Here is a 21,334-nt window from a genome sequence, read left to right on the forward strand (position 1 = left end):
AAAATTTTTAAGAAGTGATACCGTAAAGGTTGCGACGATAAACGTATGAGAGGAACGAGGCGACCATGGTTCCGGACAATCCGCGCGAATCCTATGCCATGCTGGTACGCGAGGCCATGCGCCTCGACATCCCCACCCCCTCGCGCCGCGACGAGGTGATTCGTCAACTCGACAAGCCCGCCATGTTCAACATCGTGCACATCATCACCGGCATCCGGCGTTGCGGCAAGACGTTCTACCTGTTCCAGAAGATCCATGACCTGCTGGCCGCCGGAGTGCCGCGCGACCGCATCCTCTACTTCAATTTCGCCGACGACCGCCTGCTGCCGATGCCGGATGACGTGCTCGACGACGTCGTCAACGAGTACTGGCGTCAGGTGCCCGAAGCGCGAAGCGAAGGCGCGTACCTGTTCCTCGACGAGGTGCAGGAATGTGCGAACTGGCAGGGATTCTGCCAACGCATCACGGAACATGAGAAGGTGACGCTGGTCATCACCGGCTCATCATCGAAACTGTCCAGCGAGGAGATTGCCACGAACTTCCGTGGTCGATCGCACGCGCACGCGATGATGCCACTGTCGTTCCGGGAATACTGCACGTTCCGCGGCATCGCCGTGCCGGATGCCGTTCCGGACGGCCACGGCGAATCCGATGATGCTTCCGCAGTGATTAAAGTGATTAATGAGGCGTTCTCGCCACAGGAGGTCACCGGATTCGAAGGCGCATACGAACGCTATTTGGTCGAAGGGGGATTCCCCGGTGTGCAACGGCTGATCGAGCCGGATCGCGTCGAGATGCTGCAAAGCTACATGCGCGACGTGGTGGCGCGCGACGTCGCGGAACAGTTCGGACGAGAGAACATCGCGATGGCCACGCAGACCGCACTCTACCTATTGCGCAACACGGCGTGCGAGCTGTCCGTCAACGCACTCGTCGCCGCATTGAAAGCCACCGGCTGGAAAGTGTATTGGGACAAAGTCAATACGCTGCTGGAACTGTTCAAGCAGGCGTATCTGGTCTACGAGCTGCCCGAATACCGCACGGCGCTCAAACCGGGCAGCACCAGCGTGCCGAAGATGTACGCGGTCGATCAGGGCATGGCCTACGCGGTTTCCCGCGCGAACCAGCAGGATCTCGGCAAACGATTGGAGACGGCCGTGTTCTGCGAACTGCACCGCCGCACCGCCGGACGCAGGACGGAGGCTGTGACGTCCTACACCATGCCCGGCCCCAAGCAGGAGAAGGTCGACTTCCTGGTCGGCGACGCCCTCGCCGCCGAACCATACGCGCTGTATCAGGTGACCGCGGACATGACCGCCACGAAGACGCGGAACCGCGAGATCGGCTCGTTGGCCGCGGTCATGGCACGCACTCACCTCGGTTCCGGAAGCATCCTGACGTTGCATGATGAGGAGACCGTCGCGGTCGAAGCCGGCACGATACACGTCATCCCCGCATGGAAGTGGTCGCTGATGCGGTGATGCGGTACGTCAGACCGGGAAGGCGGCGAAACGATTTGGCCAATCGTGGCGGAGATGGATGGACTTGGAGCCCTGTTCGCGGCCCGTACCCGAACAACTACGAGAAAGGCCCCTATTGCCATGCTTTCACCTCTCTACGGAAATACAACGCAATCCGATTGAGCTGATTGAGGCGCCGTCGCATTCCGTCTCCGTCCCCGACTATCGAGGTAACCGGATGCGGATGCGCCAGGTTCCGTTGCGGGTTTCGTGGGATAGGGTGCCGCCGTGGCGCTCGACCTGTTCACGCAGGAGGGCGAGGCCGAAGCCCGATCGCAGAGTCCGCCGGCCGGCGTGTGCGGCGGTGCCGGCGGGCACGCCGCCACCGTCACGCACGCCAACACCGGCGGCATGGCCCGTGACGCCATTGCTCTGCTCGATGATGATGGCGCCGACGTCACGAACGTCATCGCGTTCGCACCGCACCGTCAGCCGGTACGGCACAGCCGCATCCGCATGACGGGCGATATTGGCGCATATCTCCTTGCCACACGTGCGGATCAGTCGCGCCATGCCCGGAGCGATCCGGCGGCCGTCGACGTTCACCGTCATCGTCCCGCGGAATCCCAGATTCCGCAGCCGCCGCTCCTGCCGCCCGAAATACCGGGCGACATCCGACGCGGCCGACACAGCCGCACCCGCCGCACCCGACGCAGCCGCCACGCCCGCCGACGTCCCATCGGCCTCGGACAGCAGGCGGATGACCTCATGGGTGTTGTCCAACGCCGCGAGGGACAGCCGGTTGATATCCCTCATCAACGCGCGCCCGTCCCCAGAATCACCGGAATCACCCGAACCAACAAAATCACCCGAGCCAACGGAACCAACGCGACCACGCGCACCATCGGCACCGCCGCACTCCCCTTCTTCCGCGCTCTGCGACAACAGCGCGATCGCGGACAATTCCCCGGTGACGGCGTCGTGCAGCGCACGCCATCGCATGCCGTGGACGGCCAGATCGTCGTCGACCGGTCTCAGCGTCGTTTCGCCTGATTCCATTTGACCAACGCCTCCCCCAACGTCCGTGTGTTCAGTTTGATGCGCGCGTGCCGCGCGTGGGATCGTGCGGTGGGCGGCTGGATGCCGAGCCGTCGCGCGATCTCGTTGAGGTTGAGCCCCTGCGCGCTCAGGTTGAGCACTTCCATCTCCGGCCATGTCAGCGTCGCCGCCGGTTCGGCGGGCGTGCGGCGGATGCGTTGGAACGCCGTCCCGGCATCGTCGAAACGCACGTCGGGTGCGGCCTGCGACGGCACCGTTCCGCCGGCGGCCACGATCCGTATCGCCCGTTGCAGGTCGCGCATGTCCGTTTTGCCGATGATGCCCTGCGCTCCCGCCTCGGCCGCGTCCGACGCGTACAGTTCGATCGGGTACGAGGTGATGGCGAGCATCGGCGGGCGCGGCGCGGCGGACCGGATGAGACGGCACAGCAGCGGGCCGGGCATGTCCGCAAGCCCCATGTCGACCAGCAGCACGTCGGGGCGGTCGTCGTCCTCCACGCATCTGACGAACGCCTCCCGACCGGCCGTCGCCTCCCACGCCAGCCGCATGCCCGGCATCCGCGGGATGATCGCGCGCAGCGCGTACAGGGTGATGGCGTCGTTGTCGACGATGCCGACCGAGACGCCCGTCCCGCCGTCATCGTTTCCACGTACCTCTTCGGACCGTTCCATAATCCGCAGTGTATCGCCGATTCCCACGCGGCGACGGGCGGCGGCACCGTGCGCGCGACGGTTCATCATCAAACGTTGACGGGACGCTTCGATGCGGGCGACGCCGGCCGCCGTCACGACAAACGTTGATGCCTTCGGGCGTATGCGACGACGTCGCGGAACGCCACGGATACGCTGGAATCACGGATACGGCATCCGACGGAAAACAACGGAAACGACGGACGATGAAGGAGTCCTCCCATGTTCGGCCATGACACGCATCTTCCGGCGACGGCGCGCACGCTGATGCGCGCCATGCTCGCCTTCTGCACCGCGGTCGCGCTCTGCACGGCAGCTCCTTCCGCGGCATCGGCGATCGAGCGCACCGGCGCGCTTCCCGTCACGACGCTGCGCGACGCCTCCTGTCTCGGCGACGATCCGATCGCGTTGACGTCCGCTCCCGGCGGCCGGTTCCTGTTCGCGATCGACAAAAGCGGCACGGTCTGCCGGATCCGCATCACGGACCTGTCCGCGGACGGCACCGCACAGGTGGACGGCGGTTTCGCCACGTCCCGGCCGCACGTCGAGTTCACGCCGGATGGCAGGACGATGCTCGTCAACGGCGCGAACGGCGTCGCCGCGATCGGCGTCGACGATCTCACGGTCACGTTGCATCCCTCGACCGGAAGCGACTACATGCTGTCGCCGGACGGCGCGCGTATCGGCGTAATCGAACCCGACGGCACCAGCGGCAATGGCGGCGACGATGCGCAGCGCTCGTGGACGTTGCGCACGTTCGCGGCGGCAGGCGGCGAGAACGTCGCCGCCGTCCCGCTACGATACGCCGACGACGACGGTGCCGCCGCCGCAATCCGCGACGTCACGCCGTACACGACGAACTCGGCCGGGACGGTATGGTTTGTCGGCGTCGATGATGCGGACGGTACCGGCGATACGGGCGATGACGGCGATACGACCGACGACGGTGATGCTGCCGCCGGACGATCGTTGCGGCTGATGGCGGTCGACGTCGCCACCGGCGTGATGGACGACATCGCGGACGACGTGTCGCCGACCGTCTACGCCACCGGAACAGCGGACCGTCACGCGCTGTACGTGGGCACCGCCGATTCGCGGGTGCTGGCGATCGACGTCGACGCCTATGAGCCCGGCTCGGATTCCGGTTCCGGCTCGGACTTGGGCACCGGTTCGGGCGGGGCGACGGTGGCGCGCACGATGTTCGGACGGCACCTGCCGCTCGACCGCATCCTGCTCGCGCCGAGCGGCGCACGCCTGCTCGTCGGCATGACGAACGGCAGACTCGTGGTCGACGAAAGCACCATGCAATGGCTGGAGGCGGGCGATCTCGTCTCGGCCATCAATCCGGACGGCACGCTGCTGTATTCGATCGACCGCGGTGGTGATGGAATCGGCGACGGAGGCGGCGCGACGGGCAACGGGACTGCGGGCAACGCGATCATGCTTCGCGTGAACACGTTCGACGGGAACGACCCAACGGTCACGCGCACGCTGACGGTCGGGGGAAACGACGGCGATGGCGGTTCCGGAACCGCCGGCGACTCCGATCTTTCCGGCACGGCGATCGGCCACGCGGCCGGCTGGACGTTCTCGCAGGACGGCGGCGTCTGGTACGTGCTGCTCGCCCCGGCCGCCGGCTCCGCACGGCCGGCCGCGCTGCTCGCGGTGGACGTCTCCCCGTTCACCGCGGAATCCGTGAGCCGGTCGACTACGGAAGACGACGGGCGGCGGGAGCTCAGCACGCCGACGATCGCCATCGTCGCCGCCGTCGCGGCGCTGCTGATCGTGGCGATCATGATCGTGCGCCGGCGAACGGACTGGTGAGACGGGAACAGGGAATCAGGAGAGACAGCGAAGCGGCCGCAGGCTGCGGGAACGGCATCGGTTGGATGATGCGGTTACCCGCGGCCTGCGGCCGCTTCTCTCCCCCAGTCAGCCTGACTTCACATCAGCTCGCCTGTCGGCTCACACATCGCCTACAAACGCCTCCGGCGTTTGCTTTACGGCGATGTCCTATCAGAGGAGGCCGGGAGGCGGGGCTACTTCGTGGCCTTGCGGCGGGCGAGGTAGCGCTTGATGGTGAGGACCTCGAGTCCGATCGCGAGGACGGCGGTCACACCCCAGACCACGTAGGAGATGGTCTTCCAGATCGGGGTGGCGACGTCGGGCTCGCCGTTCTCGTACAGCCAGCTGTTGGCAGCCGTGTAGAGGATGTTGTGCGAGGCGGTGCGCATCGCCTTGACCGAGGTGGCGGACTTGTCGGTGATATGGTTCGTCACGTCGGTGGTGGCGAGCATCAGGTCGTTGCCGCCGCGGATCGCGCGGTCGCCGCTCTGGTAGCCGTAGCCGCCGAAGTAGTCGGTGAGGACCATGCCGCGGAAGCCCCACTCGTCACGCAGGACGGTGTTGAGCAATCCGGAGTGCGAGCCGGCCCACTCGGTGCCGATGTAGTTGAAGGCGCTCATCACGGCGCCCGCGCCGCCTTCCTTCACGCTCATCTCGAACGGCTTCAGGTAGATCTCGCGGATCGACTGCTCGTTGGCCCAGGTGTTGAGCTCGCTCAGTCGGTTCGTCTCCTGGTCGTTCAGGGCGAAGTGCTTCATGAAGGCGTACACGCCCTTGGCCTGCGCGCCGGCCACCTGCTGGGAGGCCATCACGCCGGACAGGTAGCCGTCCTCGGAGAAGTACTCGAAGGTACGGCCGGCGAACGCGTTGCGGTGGATGTTCATGGCGGGGGCATACCAGCCGGCCACGTGCATGTCGTGGGCCATGTCGCCGATGCCGTCGCCGAACTGGCGGGCCAGATCCTTGTTCCACGTGCACGCCACGGAGGTGGAGGACGGGAAGCCGATGGAGCCGACGCCGGTGAAGTTGTTGTTCAGGGAGGCGGGGCCGTCGACGTCGGTCAGGGCGATCTTGCCGACGGAGTTCACGGCCTGCGTGCCGTAGCCGCCGAAGGCGATCAGGTTGTCCATCTGGTCGAAGGTCAGCTGGTCGAGCAGCTTGTCCCACAGCGGATCGTCGTAGTCCTTGCCGGTGAGGTCGGCCAGACGCACGCCGTTCTTCGCGCCGGTGGTCGGCATCTGGTCGGAGTCGTCGTTCGTCTCGGACGGCTTGTAGTTCGACAGGTTGCGGAACTTGGCCTTGAGGTCGGCGGACAGCGTGTAGTTCGTCGGCTTGGCGGTCGCCTGCTTGTAGTTGGCGAAGTGGTCGGCACGGGACAGGTATGTGATGCCCTGCTCCTCGCCCTCGGCGTCGTCGAACACGTTGGTCGCGACGGTCTTGTCACCCGAGTGCGTGTTGGACTTGGAGTCGTAGGTGATCGTCTTGTCGACGGTCACGGTCTTCTCGTCGATCGTGGTGTGCGAATCGGACTGGATGGAGATGCCGTAGTCGCCCGCCTCGAGCACGTAGGCCTTCGCGGTCTTGGAATCGTAGGAAGCCATGTCGTCATCGTCGAACGAGATCTTCACGGTCTCGGATTCGCCGGGCTTGAGCTCCTTGGTCTTCTCGAAGGCGACCAGGTTGGCGCTGGCCTTCTCGATGCCGCCGTTGGTGTACGGCGGGTCGAAGTACGTCTCGACGACGTCCTTGCCGGCCTTGTCGCCGGTGTTGGTGACGGTCACGTCGAAGGAGACCTTGCCGTCGGAGTACGTCACGTCGCCCATCTTCTGGTCGAAGGTGGTGTAGCTCAGGCCGTAGCCGAACGGGTACTGCACGTAGTCGTCGTAGTCGATCGCGCCTTCGTCGGCCGCGGTCTCCCAGTACTTGTAGCCGACGTAGATGCCTTCGACGTAGTTGACGAACGCCGGGGAGGTCTTGCCCTCCTCGAAGTTCTCGGTGGCGAACTCCTTCATGTTGTCGTACTTGAAATCACCGGCGTTGTTGTAGCTCGGCTGCTGGGTGAGGTCCTTGACGAAGGTGTCGGAGGTCCTGCCGGACGGGTTCACGTCGCCGGCGAGCACCTCGCCGAGCGCGGAGAAGCCGGTCTGGCCGGCGGGCGGGCACCACAGCACGGACTTGATCTGCGGGTAGTTGTCGACGAAGCCGAGCTCGAAGGTGTTGGCGCCGTTGTAGACGACGGTGACCTTGTCGAAGTTCTTGGTGACCAGGTCGATCATGTCCTTCTCGGTCTGGCTGAGCTCGAGGAAGCTGCCGCCCTTCTGGAAGTCCTTGTAGTCCTTGGAGTTGTTGTGGTAGGTGATGCCCTTGGCGGTCATGTCCTTCGGCAGGTCGGCGCCCTCGCCGCCGACGCGGGTGATCACCACGACGGCCTCGTCGGAGAACGCCTTGGCGTCGGAGATGAGCTTGTCGGAGTACTGCTTGGCCGGCACTTCGGGCAGGGTCCAATCCTGCTCGGCCATGGCCACGACCGGACGGTCGGCGCGGTAGTCGGTGTACAGCTTGCTCAGCTCGGTGTTGGTCTCGACGCCCGCCTGCTTGAGGCCGTCGAGGATGGAAGTGGTCTTGTAGGACTGGTTCATCGAGCCGGAGCCGGTGCCGCCGTAGACCGGGTTGGTGGAGCCCCAGCCGAACACGTTGACCTTCTTGGAGGCGAGCGGCAGGTTGGAGTCCTCGTTCTTCAGCATCGTGATCGCCTCGGACTGGATCTCCTTGGCGAGTTTGTTCGCGTTGGAGATCGTGGTGTCCGACAGCGTGTACTTGGTGGCGGTCGCGCTGTTGAGCAGCGAGGCCAGCGGGCCGAACAGCATCATGGACACGGCCACGACCACGGCGACCATGAACACGATCCACGATTCGGAATGCACGAGTTTGCGGGTGGCGACGTTCTTCACCGTCTTCCTGTTCACGCCGATGGTCAGCGCGAGAGCCAGCACGAACACCACGCCGATGGCGATCAGCTGCGGCGCGATTGAAGCGATGACGTTCATCACGTCGCTCCAGTTGATGCTCAGCATCGTTCTCCTCCTTGATTCTGCTTTCATCCGACACATCATCGATGTCGTTATCCCCGATTGTGCATGACCGCCGCGCGCCGCACCGACCGTCCGCCCCATCCTGTCGTTTCGCGTGCATATTCTGCATCGCCGCGTATCGCCGTATACGCCGCGTATCGCCGTATCGTCGCCGCGACGCATGCGGGATGAACGGCTATGCGACCGGTTCCAGCAGGTCCTCCACGCGGCAGCCGAGCACGCGTGCCAGCGCGAGCACCGTGGTGACGGATGCCCTGTTGATGTCCTTGCGCCGCTGCTCGTACATCTGCACCGAGCGCAAGGAAACCCCGGCACGATCGGCGAGTTCCGCCTGCCCCAATCCGGCGCGTCGGCGGATGACCGCCAGACGGGAGGAGCCAGCGCCCTCGTCTTCCGTCACAGTCGCAATCCGCTCATCGACCACGTCCACGAACCGGCGTTCGTCGGCTTCGTGCAGCACGGGATACAACGCGAGCACGTCGTCGACCGGCATCACGTCGAACAGATCCCGGAAACGCATCCCCTTCGCCCACTGGCAATACGCGAGCACCCAGCCGGCCCAGTATTCGGGCGTGGCCCCCATGCGCATCGAGGCGGGCGGCATATCCGCCACGCCCAGCCATCCCGATCCATGCATGACCTCCAGCACCAGCTCCTCGCCGGACATGCCGCACACGACCTTGGGCACCCCCTGCTCGAACATCGCGCCCACGCGGGACACCGCGAGGAAGTCCGCGAACAGCCCCGCTTGCAGTCCGCAGTCGTTGACGGCGTAGTCGAAGGCTCCGGCGAGGTTCGCCATCGCGTCCGGCAGGTAATCCTCATCGTAGGCGCAGGTCATCGTCGGTCACCTTCTCCCGGATGATGTCGCGCATGAACAGCCCGTCGATGTCGTCGTCCGCGCGATGGCGACGATACGCCTCCCGCGCCGCGGCATCGCGTTCGCCGCGCAGCACGTGGTATACCGACGCTTCGGCGATCTCGCAGTCGATGAACCGCAACGCCGCGAACGCGCGCGGCGAGACCAGCACGGTCTGCTTGCCGAGCTCACCCAGCCGCATCGCCGCCGACAACTGGTCGAGCGAGATCGCGTTGTTGACGAACGCCCGGGCGAACGAGAAATACGAATCATCCGCACGATAGCCGACGATCACATCCGCCGACGAGACATCCGGCAGGAATGTCTCGCGCAGGTAGGCGATGCCACGTTGAGCGACGGGCGTATTCGGCTGGAACCGGCGGTGCTCGACGAGCAGCGCCAGCCAGTCGAGCACCGTATAGGGCGGTTGGGAGAGATCAAGGAAGGCCAGACCGTCCGTCGACAGTTCGTAATGGTTCGCATAGCCGTCGTCCAGCGAGGCGCATGCCCACTCCTTGGCGAGATCCCGGCTGCGGGTGCAGTAGAAGCCGCGGCCGTAATCATTGTTCTCCTTGCCGAGTCCGTACTCCGGCCGCCGTATGACATGCGATGAGCCGTGCCACAGTTCGATGGTTCCGCCCACAACGCCGCCTTTCCTATACGACTATCACCATAGTGATAGTCACCAGTATAGCAGGACGGGCCACGTGCCGTCTGCATGACTGGTGCGGCCACGCGCCGGCACGCGCATCATGGTCGGCGGCGCGCAAACCTCCATATATGACCCACCGTTGCGGCCCCAAGGATAGGATGGGCGATATGAGTGACTTGACGGCGTTGAATCTGGAACCGGGCGAAGTGGTGGGCGGCTATACCCTCATCTCCCGCCTCGGCTCCGGCGCGATGGGTTCGGTGTGGCGCGTATGCGACGACGGCGGTCAGGTGTATGCGATGAAGATCCTGCGCGACTCGCTCGCCGAAAACGCCGCCGACGACGGCGTGGACGGAGGCGACGCCTCCGGGAACGCCGCCCGCCGCCCCGTGCAGGACCCGAATCTCAAGGAGAACGTGACGCCTCGCGAGCGTCTGCGCCGCGAGGCCCTCGCGTTGAAGAAAGTGAATCATCCGGGCGTGTGCGGCATCGTCGACATGGAGCTCGACGACGCCCTCGCGTTCATCGTCACCGAGCTCATCGAGGGCCGGAACCTCAAGGACGACGTCGCCGCGAACGGCAAGTACGTGGGCGACGATCTGGAACGACTCGCGCGCAAGCTCATCGAGGCGGTGCGCGCCGTGCACGCGGCCGGCATCGTGCATCGTGACATCAAACCGACGAACGTGATGGTCTCCGCGTCCGGCCCGGTGCTCGTCGACTTCGGCATCGCGATGGGCGAGGGCGAAAGCCATGTGACGCGCACCGGGCTGGTGATGGGCACGCCCGGCTTCATCGCGCCGGAGATCATCGACGGCGCCGATTCAAGCGAGGCGACGGACTGGTGGTCGGTCGCGTCCGTGCTCGCCTTCGCCGCGACCGGCGAACCGGTGTTCGGCACGAAACCGCTGATGGCCGTGCTGGAGCGCGAGGCGAGCGGCAACGCGAATCTCGCCGGCCTGCCCGCGCACACGCTCACCGCGTTCCGCAGCGCCCTCAGCCCCGATCCGCGCCGCCGATGCACGCCCGACCAGCTGCTCCACGCGATTGCGCTGGACGCGCTCAATCCGATGAACTGGGACGACGGTTTCGGCGACGACGGTCACGCCGCGGGATCCGCCGCGAACGGCGCGACCGAGGTGATGCACCCTTTTGATGGAGGCCCCGACGCGGCGACGACCGTGTTCGGCCCGGGAGGCGCAGGACAGTCGCCGGCCGCCACGTCGGTGATGCCTGCGACGCCGCGGAGAGCGACCGGACGCGCCGCGTGGCGTGGCGCGAAGCCGGACGGCGTCGACGCGACGCAGGCGCTGACGCCGGACCGGTGCACGGTCGCACTGCCCAGTGACATGCTCGGGCCGGATGATGCGGTGATCGAACCGTTGATTCCGCCCACGGCCGTGAATCCGAACCGGATTCCACGGACCGCGACCGGACGCGCCGCGTCGGCCCGCGAGGCGGGCGGCGACGCGAATCGAGGGCAGTCGCCGCTGCAACGCGTGGCTGACGCCTCGAACCGCACGGGAGCCTCGTTGCCTCCCGCCTACGTGCCGACGTCCTCGCGCGACATTCCCGTCGTGACACCCAAGCCCAAACCCAAGGGCGACGTGCCGGAGTTCCTGCGCCAGCAGCCCGAAGCGACGGCGGTGATGCCGCAGAACATGCAGCCGCCTGCACCGCCGCAACCACCGGTGCAGAACATGCAGCCGATGCAGCCGCAACCACCGGTGCAATCGCAGGCCACGGAGTACCTGCAGCCGCCGTTGGAACCGATGCCGCCGCAGTACGAACCGCCGCAGCCGCAGTACGAACCGTCCTATCCGGACGGACGGTATGGCGCCCCGAACACGGGAGCCGGCGCGGGCGCGCCGCAGCATCAGAACACGGCCGACGCACGCCGCGCACGCTACCTCGACCAGGCGGTGGCCGTCCTGTGCCTGATGGCCGTCGTACCGGCGATCGCCGCCGTGTTCCAGCCGTTGATCGGTCTCGCCGCGGCGGCGGCGCTCATGTGGCTGCTGTTCACGGTCGGCTACAGCGCGGAAGCGCAGATCGAACGCGAAAGCCGTCGCGGCGGCGTGCGCAGGGGATCGGATTCCGCGTTGCGTGTCGTCCAACTGCCCTGGCACGTGGTGAAGGGATTGTTCGCCGCGCTCGGCAGGTCCGTGCAGTTCGCGCTCATCGACCTCGCCGGCATGATCGCCGCGACCGCCGCGCTGCAGCTGCCGTGGGCGATGACCCCGCTGCCGGACGGCATGTGGCCGTACGAGCTGCCGTGGCTGACCGACGGCCCGCTCTCCGCCACGGGTATCGCATTGGCCGGCATGGCCGCGATCGCGTGGATTCTCACCACGCTCTGGCCGGCCAGCGGGATGCTGCGTCTCGGCGCCGGCGCGATGCGACGGTAGCTGCGGTAGCGACGGTAGCGACGGTAGCGACGGTAGCGACGGTAGCCACGGCGATGCCCACGGCGCTGACCATGCCGCTGCGGTTCACCGAGAATTCAATCGGCTCGAAGCGTATGCCGAAGCGCATATGTCGATTCGTGGGCTAGACTGACCTCAGACCGTCGAACCGCCGGCCCATGCGGAAATGTCCTTGATGCACTCCGACCGGGTCCGGTTCCACGCATCAGTCAGCAGTGGTTGGGAAAGGATCGTCTCGCATGGCCACGAACTCGTACAACACCAAGCAGCGCAAGACCCGTGCCGTGCGTCGCGCCGCCGAGGAGGCCGCGGCGAAGGCGCGCGCCGAGCAGGCGGCGAAGGAACGCCGACAGCAGACCATCATCGGCGCGATCGTGATCGCCGTGGTCGTCGTGCTCGTCGCCATCGCGGGCATCGCGATCTGGCGCTCGCACGTCGCCTCGCAGAACTCCGGCGACAACCTGACCGTCGATCAGGCGTACGCGAAGCTGCAGGAGGTCTCCGACAAGCCGTCCGTCGCCGACGAGAAGGGCGGCATCATCGTCTCGCAGCAGGGCGTGGGCGAGAAACTCGACGACGTGCCGACCGTCGAGGTGTACATGGACTTCATGTGCTCCGGATGCGGCAACTTCGAGCGCGCCGCCGGCACGACGCTGGAGAAGCTCGTCGAAGCCGGCCAGATCAACCTCGAACTGCATCCGATGTCGTTCGGCGACGCGTGGAGCACCGACAAGTACTCGACACGCGCCGCGAACCTGCTGCTCACCATCGCCGAGCAGGACAAGGACCCCTCGCACATCCTCGGCTTCATCCAGAACATGTACGCCGACGACTTCCAGCCGGCCGAAAACTCCGGCGTGAAGACCTCCGACGCCCAGATGCGCCAGCAGGCGATCAAGGCGGGCGTCTCCAAGAAGGTCGCGAACGCCGCCTCCGTCGACAAGTACACGGACTGGCTGGACGCGATCGACACGTACAACCCGAAGCGTTCCGAGCTGTTCAACGTGTCCGGCAACTACAAGGGCCAGATGACCACGCCGACCGTGCGCATCAACGGCACGTACTGGGACATGAACCAGCTGAGCACGGCCGGCATGACCGCCGACAAGGGCATCGTCGCCGCGCTCGGACTGACCGACGACCAGGTGGGAGTCGAAGGCCAGCTCCCCTCGATCGGAGCCTCCGGCAAGCCGATCTCCGTCACCACCGGCGAGTAGGCCACAAGCAAGCCGACGACAAGGGCTCCCTGAAGATGGGGAGCCTTTGTCGTTAATCCCGAACAACTGCTATGCTGGTCTCTCGCGCATGCGACACACCGTCTCATGCCACGCCTCTTTAGCTCAGATGGCCAGAGCGGCCGCCTTGTAAGCGGCAGGTCGTCGGTTCGATCCCGACAAGAGGCTCGTCATGCGTGAAAACGGCGTATACTAGTGGTGCGCCGGGGGCGCGCAGCAATACTTAACACGGGTAAGTCGTCTAGGAGCCTTCCCCCGATTATGGCTTCCTGGACCGGGCAGGAGAGTCCCCCAACCATCTCCTGGCCCGATTGATAGGGGGCGGGAACTTCCCCTTCTCTCCCGCCCCCTTTTTCTTTTTCTTTGCAGATGGTGCGCTACGATGGGCACCGAGTGCGCCCGAATCGGTCACGGGCGGAAAGCGAGGTAATGAACATGGCACGGCGGTGGACCCCGCAACGTTTCGTGATGCTGCGCCGAATCCGTGTCGCCGTATGCGTCGTGACGGTGCTTGCGGCGTGCGCGGCGACGTTCGCGTTCTCCGCACGCAAGTCGGTGGCGCTGACGGTGAACGGCAAGACGACGACCGTGGAGACCTACGCGATGACCGTCGACCGTCTGCTCGAGGAGCAGGACGTCACCGTCAGGACGCATGATCTCGTGCAGTCCTCGTCGGGCGGCACGCTCGCGAACCACGCGGTCGTCACCGTGCGCAGCGCCTACCAGACCACCGTGAACGTCGACGGCGAGGAGATTCCGTTCTGGACGGTCGCGGACAGCGCCGACCAGCTCATCGGATTCTTCAAGGCGAACGAGAAGCAGGCGTCGAAGGTCACCGTCGACATCGACAACATCTACAACCAGCTGACCGGCGGCCTGGTCATCAACAAGAAGGGCCCGGTCACTGTCATCGCGGACGGCAAGTCGTCCGAAGCGCCGAACGGCAAGCTTCCGGCCGCGTCGATCCTCGATTCCAAGGGCATCAACGTGGGCAAGGAGGATCGCGTCAGCGTCGAAGAGGACGGTTCCGAGACGATTCTGCGCGTCCAGCGCGTGACCCACGGGCAGGAGACGCGCACCAAGTCGGTGCCGTACTCCACGCAGACGATCATCGACTCCTCGCTCGAATCGGGTCAGACCGAGATCCGCCAGCAGGGGCAGAACGGCGAGATCCAGCAGGTCTACGACGTGACCTACGTGGACGGCGTCGCGGAGAGCGAGACGCTCGCCAGCGAGACGACGACGAAGGCCGCGGTCGACCAGATCATCGCGGTCGGACCGGAGAAGGTCGAGGAACCGAAGAAGGACACCGGCAGCGGCAAGGCCGATTCCGGCACGAACCAGTCCACGAAGCCGAACAACTCGAACAAGAACGATTCGTCTGACTCCGACAACAAGGACGATTCAAACTCCGACAACTCGAATTCCGGCAACAGCTCGAACTCGAACAATTCCGGCAACTCGGGCAACTCCGGCAGCAACTCGAACAATTCCGGCAACTCCAACAACAACAGCTCAAACTCCGGCAACTCGAATAACTCGAATAACTCGGGTAACTCGGGTAATTCCGGCAACAGCGGCAACTCCGGCGGCAGCTCCAACAACTCCGGCTCCAGCTCCGGCTCGGGCCGCCTGTGGCACCCGAGCGTCTCCCAGGCGCAGACCTACGCGGCGGCCGCCGCCGCCCAGCGCGGCTGGACCGGCGCCGAATGGGACGCGATCGTCTGGCTGTGGAACAAGGAGTCCGGCTGGCGTTGGAACGCCGCCAACCCGTATTCCTCCGCCTACGGCATCCCGCAGGCGCTGCCCGGCTCGAAGATGGGCACCGGCTGGCAGGACGACGGCGCCGTGCAGATCGACTGGGGTCTGAGCTACATCGCCCAGCGCTACGGCACGCCCACCAACTGCAAGCGCATCTGGGAGCAGCAGGGCTGGTACTGACAGACATCGTGAACCCCCATTCGGAAGGACCATGGAACGACGTGACGACTGAACCCACCGAACCCATCGAACCCGCCGCAACCGCCGAGACGGAGGCGACGGCCACCGGCCATCTGCTCGGCGCCGCCGACATCCGCCGCATCGCCGCCGAGGCGGGCGTGAGCCCGACGAAGAAGTTCGGTCAGAACTTCGTCATCGACCCGGGCACCGTGCGCCGCATCGCGCGCGAAGCGCATATCGGCCCGGACAGCCATGTGATGGAGGTCGGTCCCGGTCTCGGATCGCTCACGCTGGCGATTCTGGAGACCGGCGCGCACATGACGGCCGTCGAGATCGATCCGCCGCTGGCCGAGCGACTGCCGGACACGATCGCCGAGTTCATGACTCAGGCCGCGGACCGGTTCGCCGTCGTCAACCGTGACGCACTCACCGTCTCCCCCGCGAATCTGCCTGATTTCGCCGATGGCAAGCCGTTCACGCTCGTCGCGAATCTGCCGTACAACGTCGCCACGCCGATCATCCTCACGCTGCTGGAACGTTTCGGCAATCTCGACTCGTTCCTCGTCATGGTGCAGAAGGAGGTCGCCGATCGTCTTGCCGCCGCTCCCGGCAGCAAGATCTACGGCACTCCCAGCGTGAAGCTCGCCTGGTACGGCGAGGCTTCGCGCGTCGGCACGATCGGGCGTAACGTGTTCTGGCCGGCGCCGAACGTCGACTCCGCGCTCGTCGCGTTCACGCGGACGCGCGCGAACGACGCCGCCGCGACCGACGCCCTGCGCCGCGAGACGTTCCGTCTCGTCGACGCGGCGTTCGGGCAGCGGCGCAAGACCCTGCACGCCGCGTTGAAGAAGACGGTTCCGGCCGGCACGTTCGAGGCGGCCGGCATCGACCCGACCCGCCGCGGCGAGACGCTCACTATCGGCGAGTTCACCGCGTTGGCGGAAGCGGCCATGCGTCTCGACGCGCCGTCCGGCGACATGTCCGACGAGACAGCCGACGGCACGGCCGACGGAACGGAGGCGTGACATGGATGCGCATGCCGCGACAGTGAGCGTCGACTGCCCGGCGAAGACGAATCTCACGCTCGAAGTGGGGCCTTCGCGCGCCGAGTGGGGCGGACGTCACGAACTCGACACGATCTATTGCGCGATCAGTCTGACCGACACGGTCACCGTCACGGAGAAACCGGCGGGCGCGGGATTCTCACTCGACCTGGCCGGTGAGCATCTCGGCGACCTCGCGTCATCGTCGGCTGACATGCGCCGCAATCACGCCGTACTCGCCCTGTTCGCGATGGCCGAGGCCGCGCACCGCGAACCGGACGTCGCGCTGACGATCGACAAGCGCATTCCCGTCGGCGCCGGTCTCGCCGGAGGATCGGCGGATGCGGCGGCGACGATTCTCGCGCTGAACGCGTTGTGGAAACTCGACTGGCCGCTGGACCGTCTGCGCGAGGTCGCGGCGACGCTCGGCGCGGATATGCCGTTCTGCGTGGCCGGCGGCTACGCGCGCGGCACCGGCTACGGCGAGATCATCGAGCCGATCGACGTCGATTCGGATGCGGCGCGAGAACTGCGCGAACAAGGCTACGCGGGGTCGCTGCTCGTCGGTGCCTATCAGGCGCAGTTGAGCACGCCTGAAGTGTACGGCGAATTCGACGTGATCGGCGCCGGAGACGGCGACCGGAACCACCTGCAGAAGGCGGCGGTCAGCCTGCATCCGCGTTCCGGCGCGGCGATTCGCGAAGCGCTGGCGGCGGGCGCGAGCCACGCGTTCGTCTCCGGTTCCGGGCCGTCCGTCGTGGCGTTCACGCCCACGCCGTCCATCCGCCGCGATGTGATCGCCGCATGGGAACGCTCGAAGACGGTGGATCGCATCATCGCCGCCGAAGCGCCAGCCGTGCCGTCGGTCAGCGTCACGGTTGCACGCTAAGGTAAATCAAGCACTGCGTATGTCAGGCACTGTGAAGGAAAGGGAATCGAATGGCCGAAGAGTATGACGAGCGTGAAGCACGCAAGGCGTATGTGCGACGCCGTCAGAAGATCGTGTTCTCCATCACCGGCGCGATTCTCGTGGTCGTGCTCATCGTCGCGTCGCTGTTCTACACGGGCGTGATCCAGGTCGACCAGCAGGCCAAGCAGGTCACCAAGCCGAACTACGGCGTGGCCGTGCCGTGCGCCGCGAAGAACGAGGACGGCACCGCGATGAAGTGGGCCGAGAACAATTCGGTGATCCTGCGCGTGCGCAACGGCACCAAGTTCACTGGTCTGGGCGCCGCCGTCGGCGAGGCCCTCAAGGACCGCCAGTTCGACGTGCGTACCGTCGACACGTACACGGTCAGCTCCAAGGTGGAGCGCACGACCATCTACTTCGGCGTGAACGCCATCAACCCGGCGTACACCGTCAAGGAGTACATTCCGGACGCGGTGCTCGTCATGGACGACCGTCAGGATCGTCTCGTCGACGTGGTGATCGGCGCCACCTTCAACAACCTGAACTCCGAGAAGGAAGTCAAGAAGCACGGCGACACGATCAAGGACTTCGAAGGCTGCAAGACCGTCGACGCCATGCAGAAGGCCGGCCTGAAGAAAGCCGACCAGCACACAGAAATCAACTGACGCTTTCCGCTTCGGCCCCCTCGATTGTGAGGGGGCCGACTCTTTTGCCGCCGAAGCGTTATCGGCCCTTCGCATCATGGCCCGTATGGCCCGTGCGGTTGTGGGTTTCATCTCCCTCCCGCTGGCGGGATGGCGATCAGGTCGCAATGTACTGCGGGGTGATCGTTATTCCACCTCCCGCCGGCGGAGGGGGCGCGTAGCGTCGGAAGGTGGACTCGTAGAGTGGTGCCGGGCCATGCGTCCGCAGCTTTCTTATCTTCCTCCCGCTGGCGGGAGGTGGCGCACAGCGCCGGAGGGTGGTCGCGGACCGGAATCCGATGTGTCCGCCAATGCAAGGCTGATCGGTTCGGGTGTAAAGCCGGTCGTTCAAGGTGCGCGCGACGCACGCGTGCGGCGCGCGACTCCCCATCCCCGTGCCCCGGCCGGTCCTGCTCCACAACACGTGCCGCAAAGCCTGTTGTGGAGCGGCATCCCGCCACAACCCACGCGAAAACCCCTGTTTTCAGCGTTCCCGAACCGTAAAGTGTGCCACTATTCCCCGGAATCCCGGTTCCCGCCCCTGTTGTGGAGCGGGACTGCTCCACAACAGCTGACGGTATCGTTCCCATCACGCGTCGTGGAGCGGACGGGCCCTCATAACGCGCCACAACTCCCTCGAAACACCTCCCACGGCCGTGTTGTGGAGCGCCACCGCTCCACAACACGATTCTTGCATGTCATTGTGGAGCACCACCCGCCCACAGCGCGGATTCCTGCACACCGTTGCGAAGCGTCGACGCACCCTACGGCTTCCCCACGGTCTGGATTCGCGTCGCATAACGCCGTGGGACCTTCAGGCCCGTCCTTTTCGACGGAGAACGATTCGGAGCGATGGGAACGAATGCGGGAATCGGTCTCCACCGTCCCCGGCACCTCGAACCCATAACCACCCACCGGGGCTGTCCGCTTAACGGCTCGCCCATTGCTTCAACTCTGCCACGGCGGTGTCGTGGTCGACGGGACCGTTATCGAGGCGGTATTCGAGCATGTGCTTGTAGGCTTGGCCGACCATCGGGCCGGGCTCCAATCCGAGAATCGACATGATCTCGTTGCCGTCCAGATCCGGGCGGATCGCGTCGAAGTCCTCCTTCTCCTTGAGCTCCTTGACGCGCGCCTCCATCTCGTCCATCGCCTCGGCGAAGATACGCGCCTTGCGGCGGTTCTGCGTGGTCGCGTCGGCGCGGGTCAACCGGTTGAGGCGCTCATACAGGTGGCCGGCGTCCTTCACGTAGCGGCGCACCGCGGAATCCGTCCACGGCTCGTCCACGTAGCCGTGGAAACGCAGGTGCAGATTCACGAGCTCGCTCACGTCGTCGACGATATGGTGGTCGAAACGCAGCGCCTTCAGCCGCTTGCGCGTCAGCTTCGCGCCGACCGCGTCGTGATGATGGAAGCTCACCTTGCCCCCCGGCTCGAACCGACGCGTCTTCGGCTTGCCGACGTCGTGCATGATCGCGGCGAGGCGCAGCGTCAGGTCGGGGCGCGGCACCGGGCCGTCGTCGCCGGTCTCCAGCGCGACGGCCCGGTCGAGCACGATCATCGTGTGTTCGAACACGTCCTTGTGACGGTGATGCTCGTCGATCTGCAGCTCGAGCGCGGGGATCTCCGGCAGGACGATGTCCGCAAGCCCCGATTCGACGAGCGCCTCGATGCCGGCGCGCGGCCGATCGGAGAGCAGCAGTTTGGTGAGTTCGTCGCGCACGCGTTCGGCGGACACGATCGAGATGCGTTCGGTCATCGCGCTGATCGCCTCGGCGGTCTCCGGTTCGATGGAGAAGCCGAGCTGGGCGACGAACCGCACGGCGCGCATCATGCGCAGCGGATCATCGTCGAACGACTGACGCGGGTCGACCGGCGTGCGCAAGACGCCCTTCGCGAGGTCGTTGGCGCCGCCGAACGGATCGACGAACTCCAGTTCCGGCACGCGCAGCGCCATCGCGTTGACGGTGAAGTCGCGGCGCGACAGGTCACCTTCCAACGTGTCGCCGTACTGGACCTCCGGCTTGCGTGAATCCGGATCGTACGTATCGGAACGGTAGGTGGTGACCTCCACCTTGACCTCGGTGCCGTCCGCGCGGCGGCGCATCGCGCCCAGCGTGCCGAACTTGCGGCCCATGTCCCAGAACCCGTCGTGGCCGAAGCGGCGCAGGATCGGCTCGAACTGCTCGGGGCGCGCCGACGTGCAGAAGTCGAGGTCGTGGCTGCGGCGGTGCAGCAGCAGATCGCGCACGGGACCGCCCACCAACGCCAGCTCGTAGCCTTCGGCGGCGAACATGCGACCCAATTCAATGGCTTCCGGCCAAACTTCGAAATCCACGCCAATCCTTTCGGACACCTTGCATCTGTCTGAGTATCTGTCGCTACCAGCATACCGTTACTCGACATGCACAGGGACTTGAGTAAGGTGGAATACATGATTACGCCCGCGGACCTTGCGCGCATGCTGGAGCATGCCGACGATGCCGCGGTCAACCATACCCAAAACGGCCGTGACGAGGACGTGCTCATGTACACGTCGCAATCCCGTCCGAAGCCGGTTCCCGCGCCGATCTCCATACCGCAGGCCACGCGGTCGGACGTGTCGCGGGAGGTGCCGCAGGACGCTGTGCGAACCGCCACGCCGACACCGACGGTGGACGACATCATCGACACCGCCGGCACCATCGACACGGCGCAGACGGTCGCCTCGATGGTCGCGCGGGAGGCGGCGAAATCGACTCCGATGTCGATGCCGACACCCGCCACCGTGTTCGCCCGCGTGCGCGTCACCGGCTCCGACACGACGGCCAGCGGCCAACGCATCACCACGCGCGTCGAGACGTCGGTCACGGCGTCCGTCACGGTCGAGCCGGCTCCGGGTCCGCGTGTGCCGACACCCGCCATGATGCCGCGCAAACGCGCGTCCGACGGTCCGACGACGTTCGCCTCGCTGGATGCGCAGGAGCTGCCGGTCGTGCGCGAGTATTCGGCGGGCGGACTCGTATTCGACGATCACGGGCGCGTGGCGATCATCGCGCGGCATTCACGCAGCGGGCATCTCGAATGGTGCCTGCCGAAGGGGCATATCGAAAAAGGCGAGACGCCGCAGCAGACCGCCGTGCGTGAAGTGCACGAGGAGACGGGCATCCTGGGCGAGGTGGTCGAGTCAATCGCGACGATCGACTACTGGTTCACCGGCACGACGCAGCGCGTACACAAGCTCGTCCACCATTTCGCGTTGCGGCAGATCGGCGGCGACCTCACCGTGGAAGGCGATCCCGACCATGAGGCGGAGGACGCGATCTGGGTGGATTTCAAGGATTTGGACGATGTGCTCAGCTACCCTAATGAGCGCAAGATCGCATGGCTCTATTCACGGAAACTGAACAGGCAGGCAAACGAGTGATTCAATACGCCCCCTTACGACGCATCCGGGCATG

Annotated in this window: 15 protein-coding genes and 1 tRNA gene; 10 read left to right on the plus strand and 6 right to left on the minus strand. The window is 65.7% G+C overall.

Features of this window, described 5'->3' with window-relative positions; all coding sequences use genetic code 11:
- Positions 1-65 precede the first annotated feature (65 nt).
- Positions 66-1,481 (plus strand): ATP-binding protein, encoded by a 1,416-nt coding sequence (locus AC1AYR_RS07260; RefSeq protein WP_476512124.1) that lies wholly within the window; start codon positions 66-68, stop codon positions 1,479-1,481.
- Between the two features lie 201 nt (positions 1,482-1,682).
- Here the strand turns inward: AC1AYR_RS07260 and AC1AYR_RS07265 are convergent, their stop codons facing one another.
- On the minus strand, positions 1,683-2,462 hold the full coding sequence (locus AC1AYR_RS07265; protein WP_476512125.1) for a sensor histidine kinase: 780 nt from the start codon (positions 2,460-2,462) through the stop codon (positions 1,683-1,685).
- Positions 2,463-2,494: 32 nt separating this feature from the next.
- Positions 2,495-3,190: a response regulator transcription factor gene (locus AC1AYR_RS07270; protein ID WP_476512126.1), complete on the minus strand. Its 696-nt coding sequence runs from the start codon at positions 3,188-3,190 to the stop codon at positions 2,495-2,497.
- 240 nt (positions 3,191-3,430) lie between these two features.
- On the opposite strand from AC1AYR_RS07270, the gene AC1AYR_RS07275 reads away from it, so the two are divergent.
- Complete coding sequence (locus AC1AYR_RS07275) at positions 3,431-5,032, plus strand: hypothetical protein (protein ID WP_476512127.1); 1,602 nt, start codon at positions 3,431-3,433, stop codon at positions 5,030-5,032.
- A gap of 215 nt (positions 5,033-5,247) precedes the next feature.
- On the opposite strand, the gene AC1AYR_RS07280 is transcribed toward AC1AYR_RS07275, so the two are convergent.
- The 3 genes from AC1AYR_RS07280 to AC1AYR_RS07290 form a co-directional block, all read right to left on the minus strand.
- Positions 5,248-8,127, minus strand: a complete 2,880-nt coding sequence (locus AC1AYR_RS07280; RefSeq protein ID WP_476512128.1) for a beta-glucosidase — start codon at positions 8,125-8,127, stop codon at positions 5,248-5,250.
- A gap of 193 nt (positions 8,128-8,320) precedes the next feature.
- Positions 8,321-8,986 (minus strand): helix-turn-helix transcriptional regulator, encoded by a 666-nt coding sequence (locus AC1AYR_RS07285; RefSeq protein WP_476512129.1) that lies wholly within the window; start codon positions 8,984-8,986, stop codon positions 8,321-8,323.
- Positions 8,967-9,647, minus strand: coding sequence for a DUF3990 domain-containing protein (locus tag AC1AYR_RS07290; protein ID WP_476512130.1), 681 nt, complete (start codon positions 9,645-9,647; stop codon positions 8,967-8,969). Before AC1AYR_RS07290 ends, AC1AYR_RS07285 begins: the two co-directional genes overlap by 20 nt.
- A 167-nt stretch (positions 9,648-9,814) precedes the next feature.
- On the opposite strand from AC1AYR_RS07290, the gene AC1AYR_RS07295 reads away from it, so the two are divergent.
- The 7 genes from AC1AYR_RS07295 to AC1AYR_RS07325 all read left to right on the plus strand — a co-directional run bounded on the left by AC1AYR_RS07295 (position 9,815) and on the right by AC1AYR_RS07325 (position 17,876).
- Positions 9,815-12,064 (plus strand): serine/threonine-protein kinase, encoded by a 2,250-nt coding sequence (locus AC1AYR_RS07295; RefSeq protein WP_476512131.1) that lies wholly within the window; start codon positions 9,815-9,817, stop codon positions 12,062-12,064.
- Positions 12,065-12,321: 257 nt separating this feature from the next.
- Positions 12,322-13,299: a DsbA family protein gene (locus AC1AYR_RS07300; RefSeq protein ID WP_476512132.1), complete on the plus strand. Its 978-nt coding sequence runs from the start codon at positions 12,322-12,324 to the stop codon at positions 13,297-13,299.
- 112 nt (positions 13,300-13,411) lie between these two features.
- Positions 13,412-13,485: transfer RNA gene (locus AC1AYR_RS07305), tRNA-Thr, on the plus strand.
- A 261-nt stretch (positions 13,486-13,746) separates the two neighbouring features.
- Positions 13,747-15,258, plus strand: coding sequence for an aggregation-promoting factor C-terminal-like domain-containing protein (locus tag AC1AYR_RS07310; RefSeq protein WP_476512133.1), 1,512 nt, complete (start codon positions 13,747-13,749; stop codon positions 15,256-15,258).
- Between the two features lie 65 nt (positions 15,259-15,323).
- Positions 15,324-16,283, plus strand: a complete 960-nt coding sequence (gene rsmA / locus AC1AYR_RS07315; RefSeq protein WP_476512156.1) for a 16S rRNA (adenine(1518)-N(6)/adenine(1519)-N(6))-dimethyltransferase RsmA — start codon at positions 15,324-15,326, stop codon at positions 16,281-16,283.
- Position 16,284: 1 nt separating this feature from the next.
- Positions 16,285-17,190, plus strand: coding sequence for a 4-(cytidine 5'-diphospho)-2-C-methyl-D-erythritol kinase (locus AC1AYR_RS07320; protein WP_476512134.1), 906 nt, complete (start codon positions 16,285-16,287; stop codon positions 17,188-17,190).
- Positions 17,191-17,240: 50 nt separating this feature from the next.
- Positions 17,241-17,876: a LytR C-terminal domain-containing protein gene (locus tag AC1AYR_RS07325; protein ID WP_476512135.1), complete on the plus strand. Its 636-nt coding sequence runs from the start codon at positions 17,241-17,243 to the stop codon at positions 17,874-17,876.
- Positions 17,877-18,822: 946 nt separating this feature from the next.
- Here the strand turns inward: AC1AYR_RS07325 and AC1AYR_RS07330 are convergent.
- Positions 18,823-20,232, minus strand: coding sequence for a CCA tRNA nucleotidyltransferase (locus AC1AYR_RS07330; protein WP_476512136.1), 1,410 nt, complete (start codon positions 20,230-20,232; stop codon positions 18,823-18,825).
- A 96-nt stretch (positions 20,233-20,328) separates the two neighbouring features.
- Here AC1AYR_RS07330 and AC1AYR_RS07335 point away from each other — a divergent pair, with 96 nt between their 5' ends.
- Positions 20,329-21,300, plus strand: a complete 972-nt coding sequence (locus AC1AYR_RS07335; protein WP_476512137.1) for an NUDIX hydrolase — start codon at positions 20,329-20,331, stop codon at positions 21,298-21,300.
- Positions 21,301-21,334 lie beyond the last annotated feature (34 nt).

The organism is Bifidobacterium sp. LH_417 (assembly GCF_056357035.1).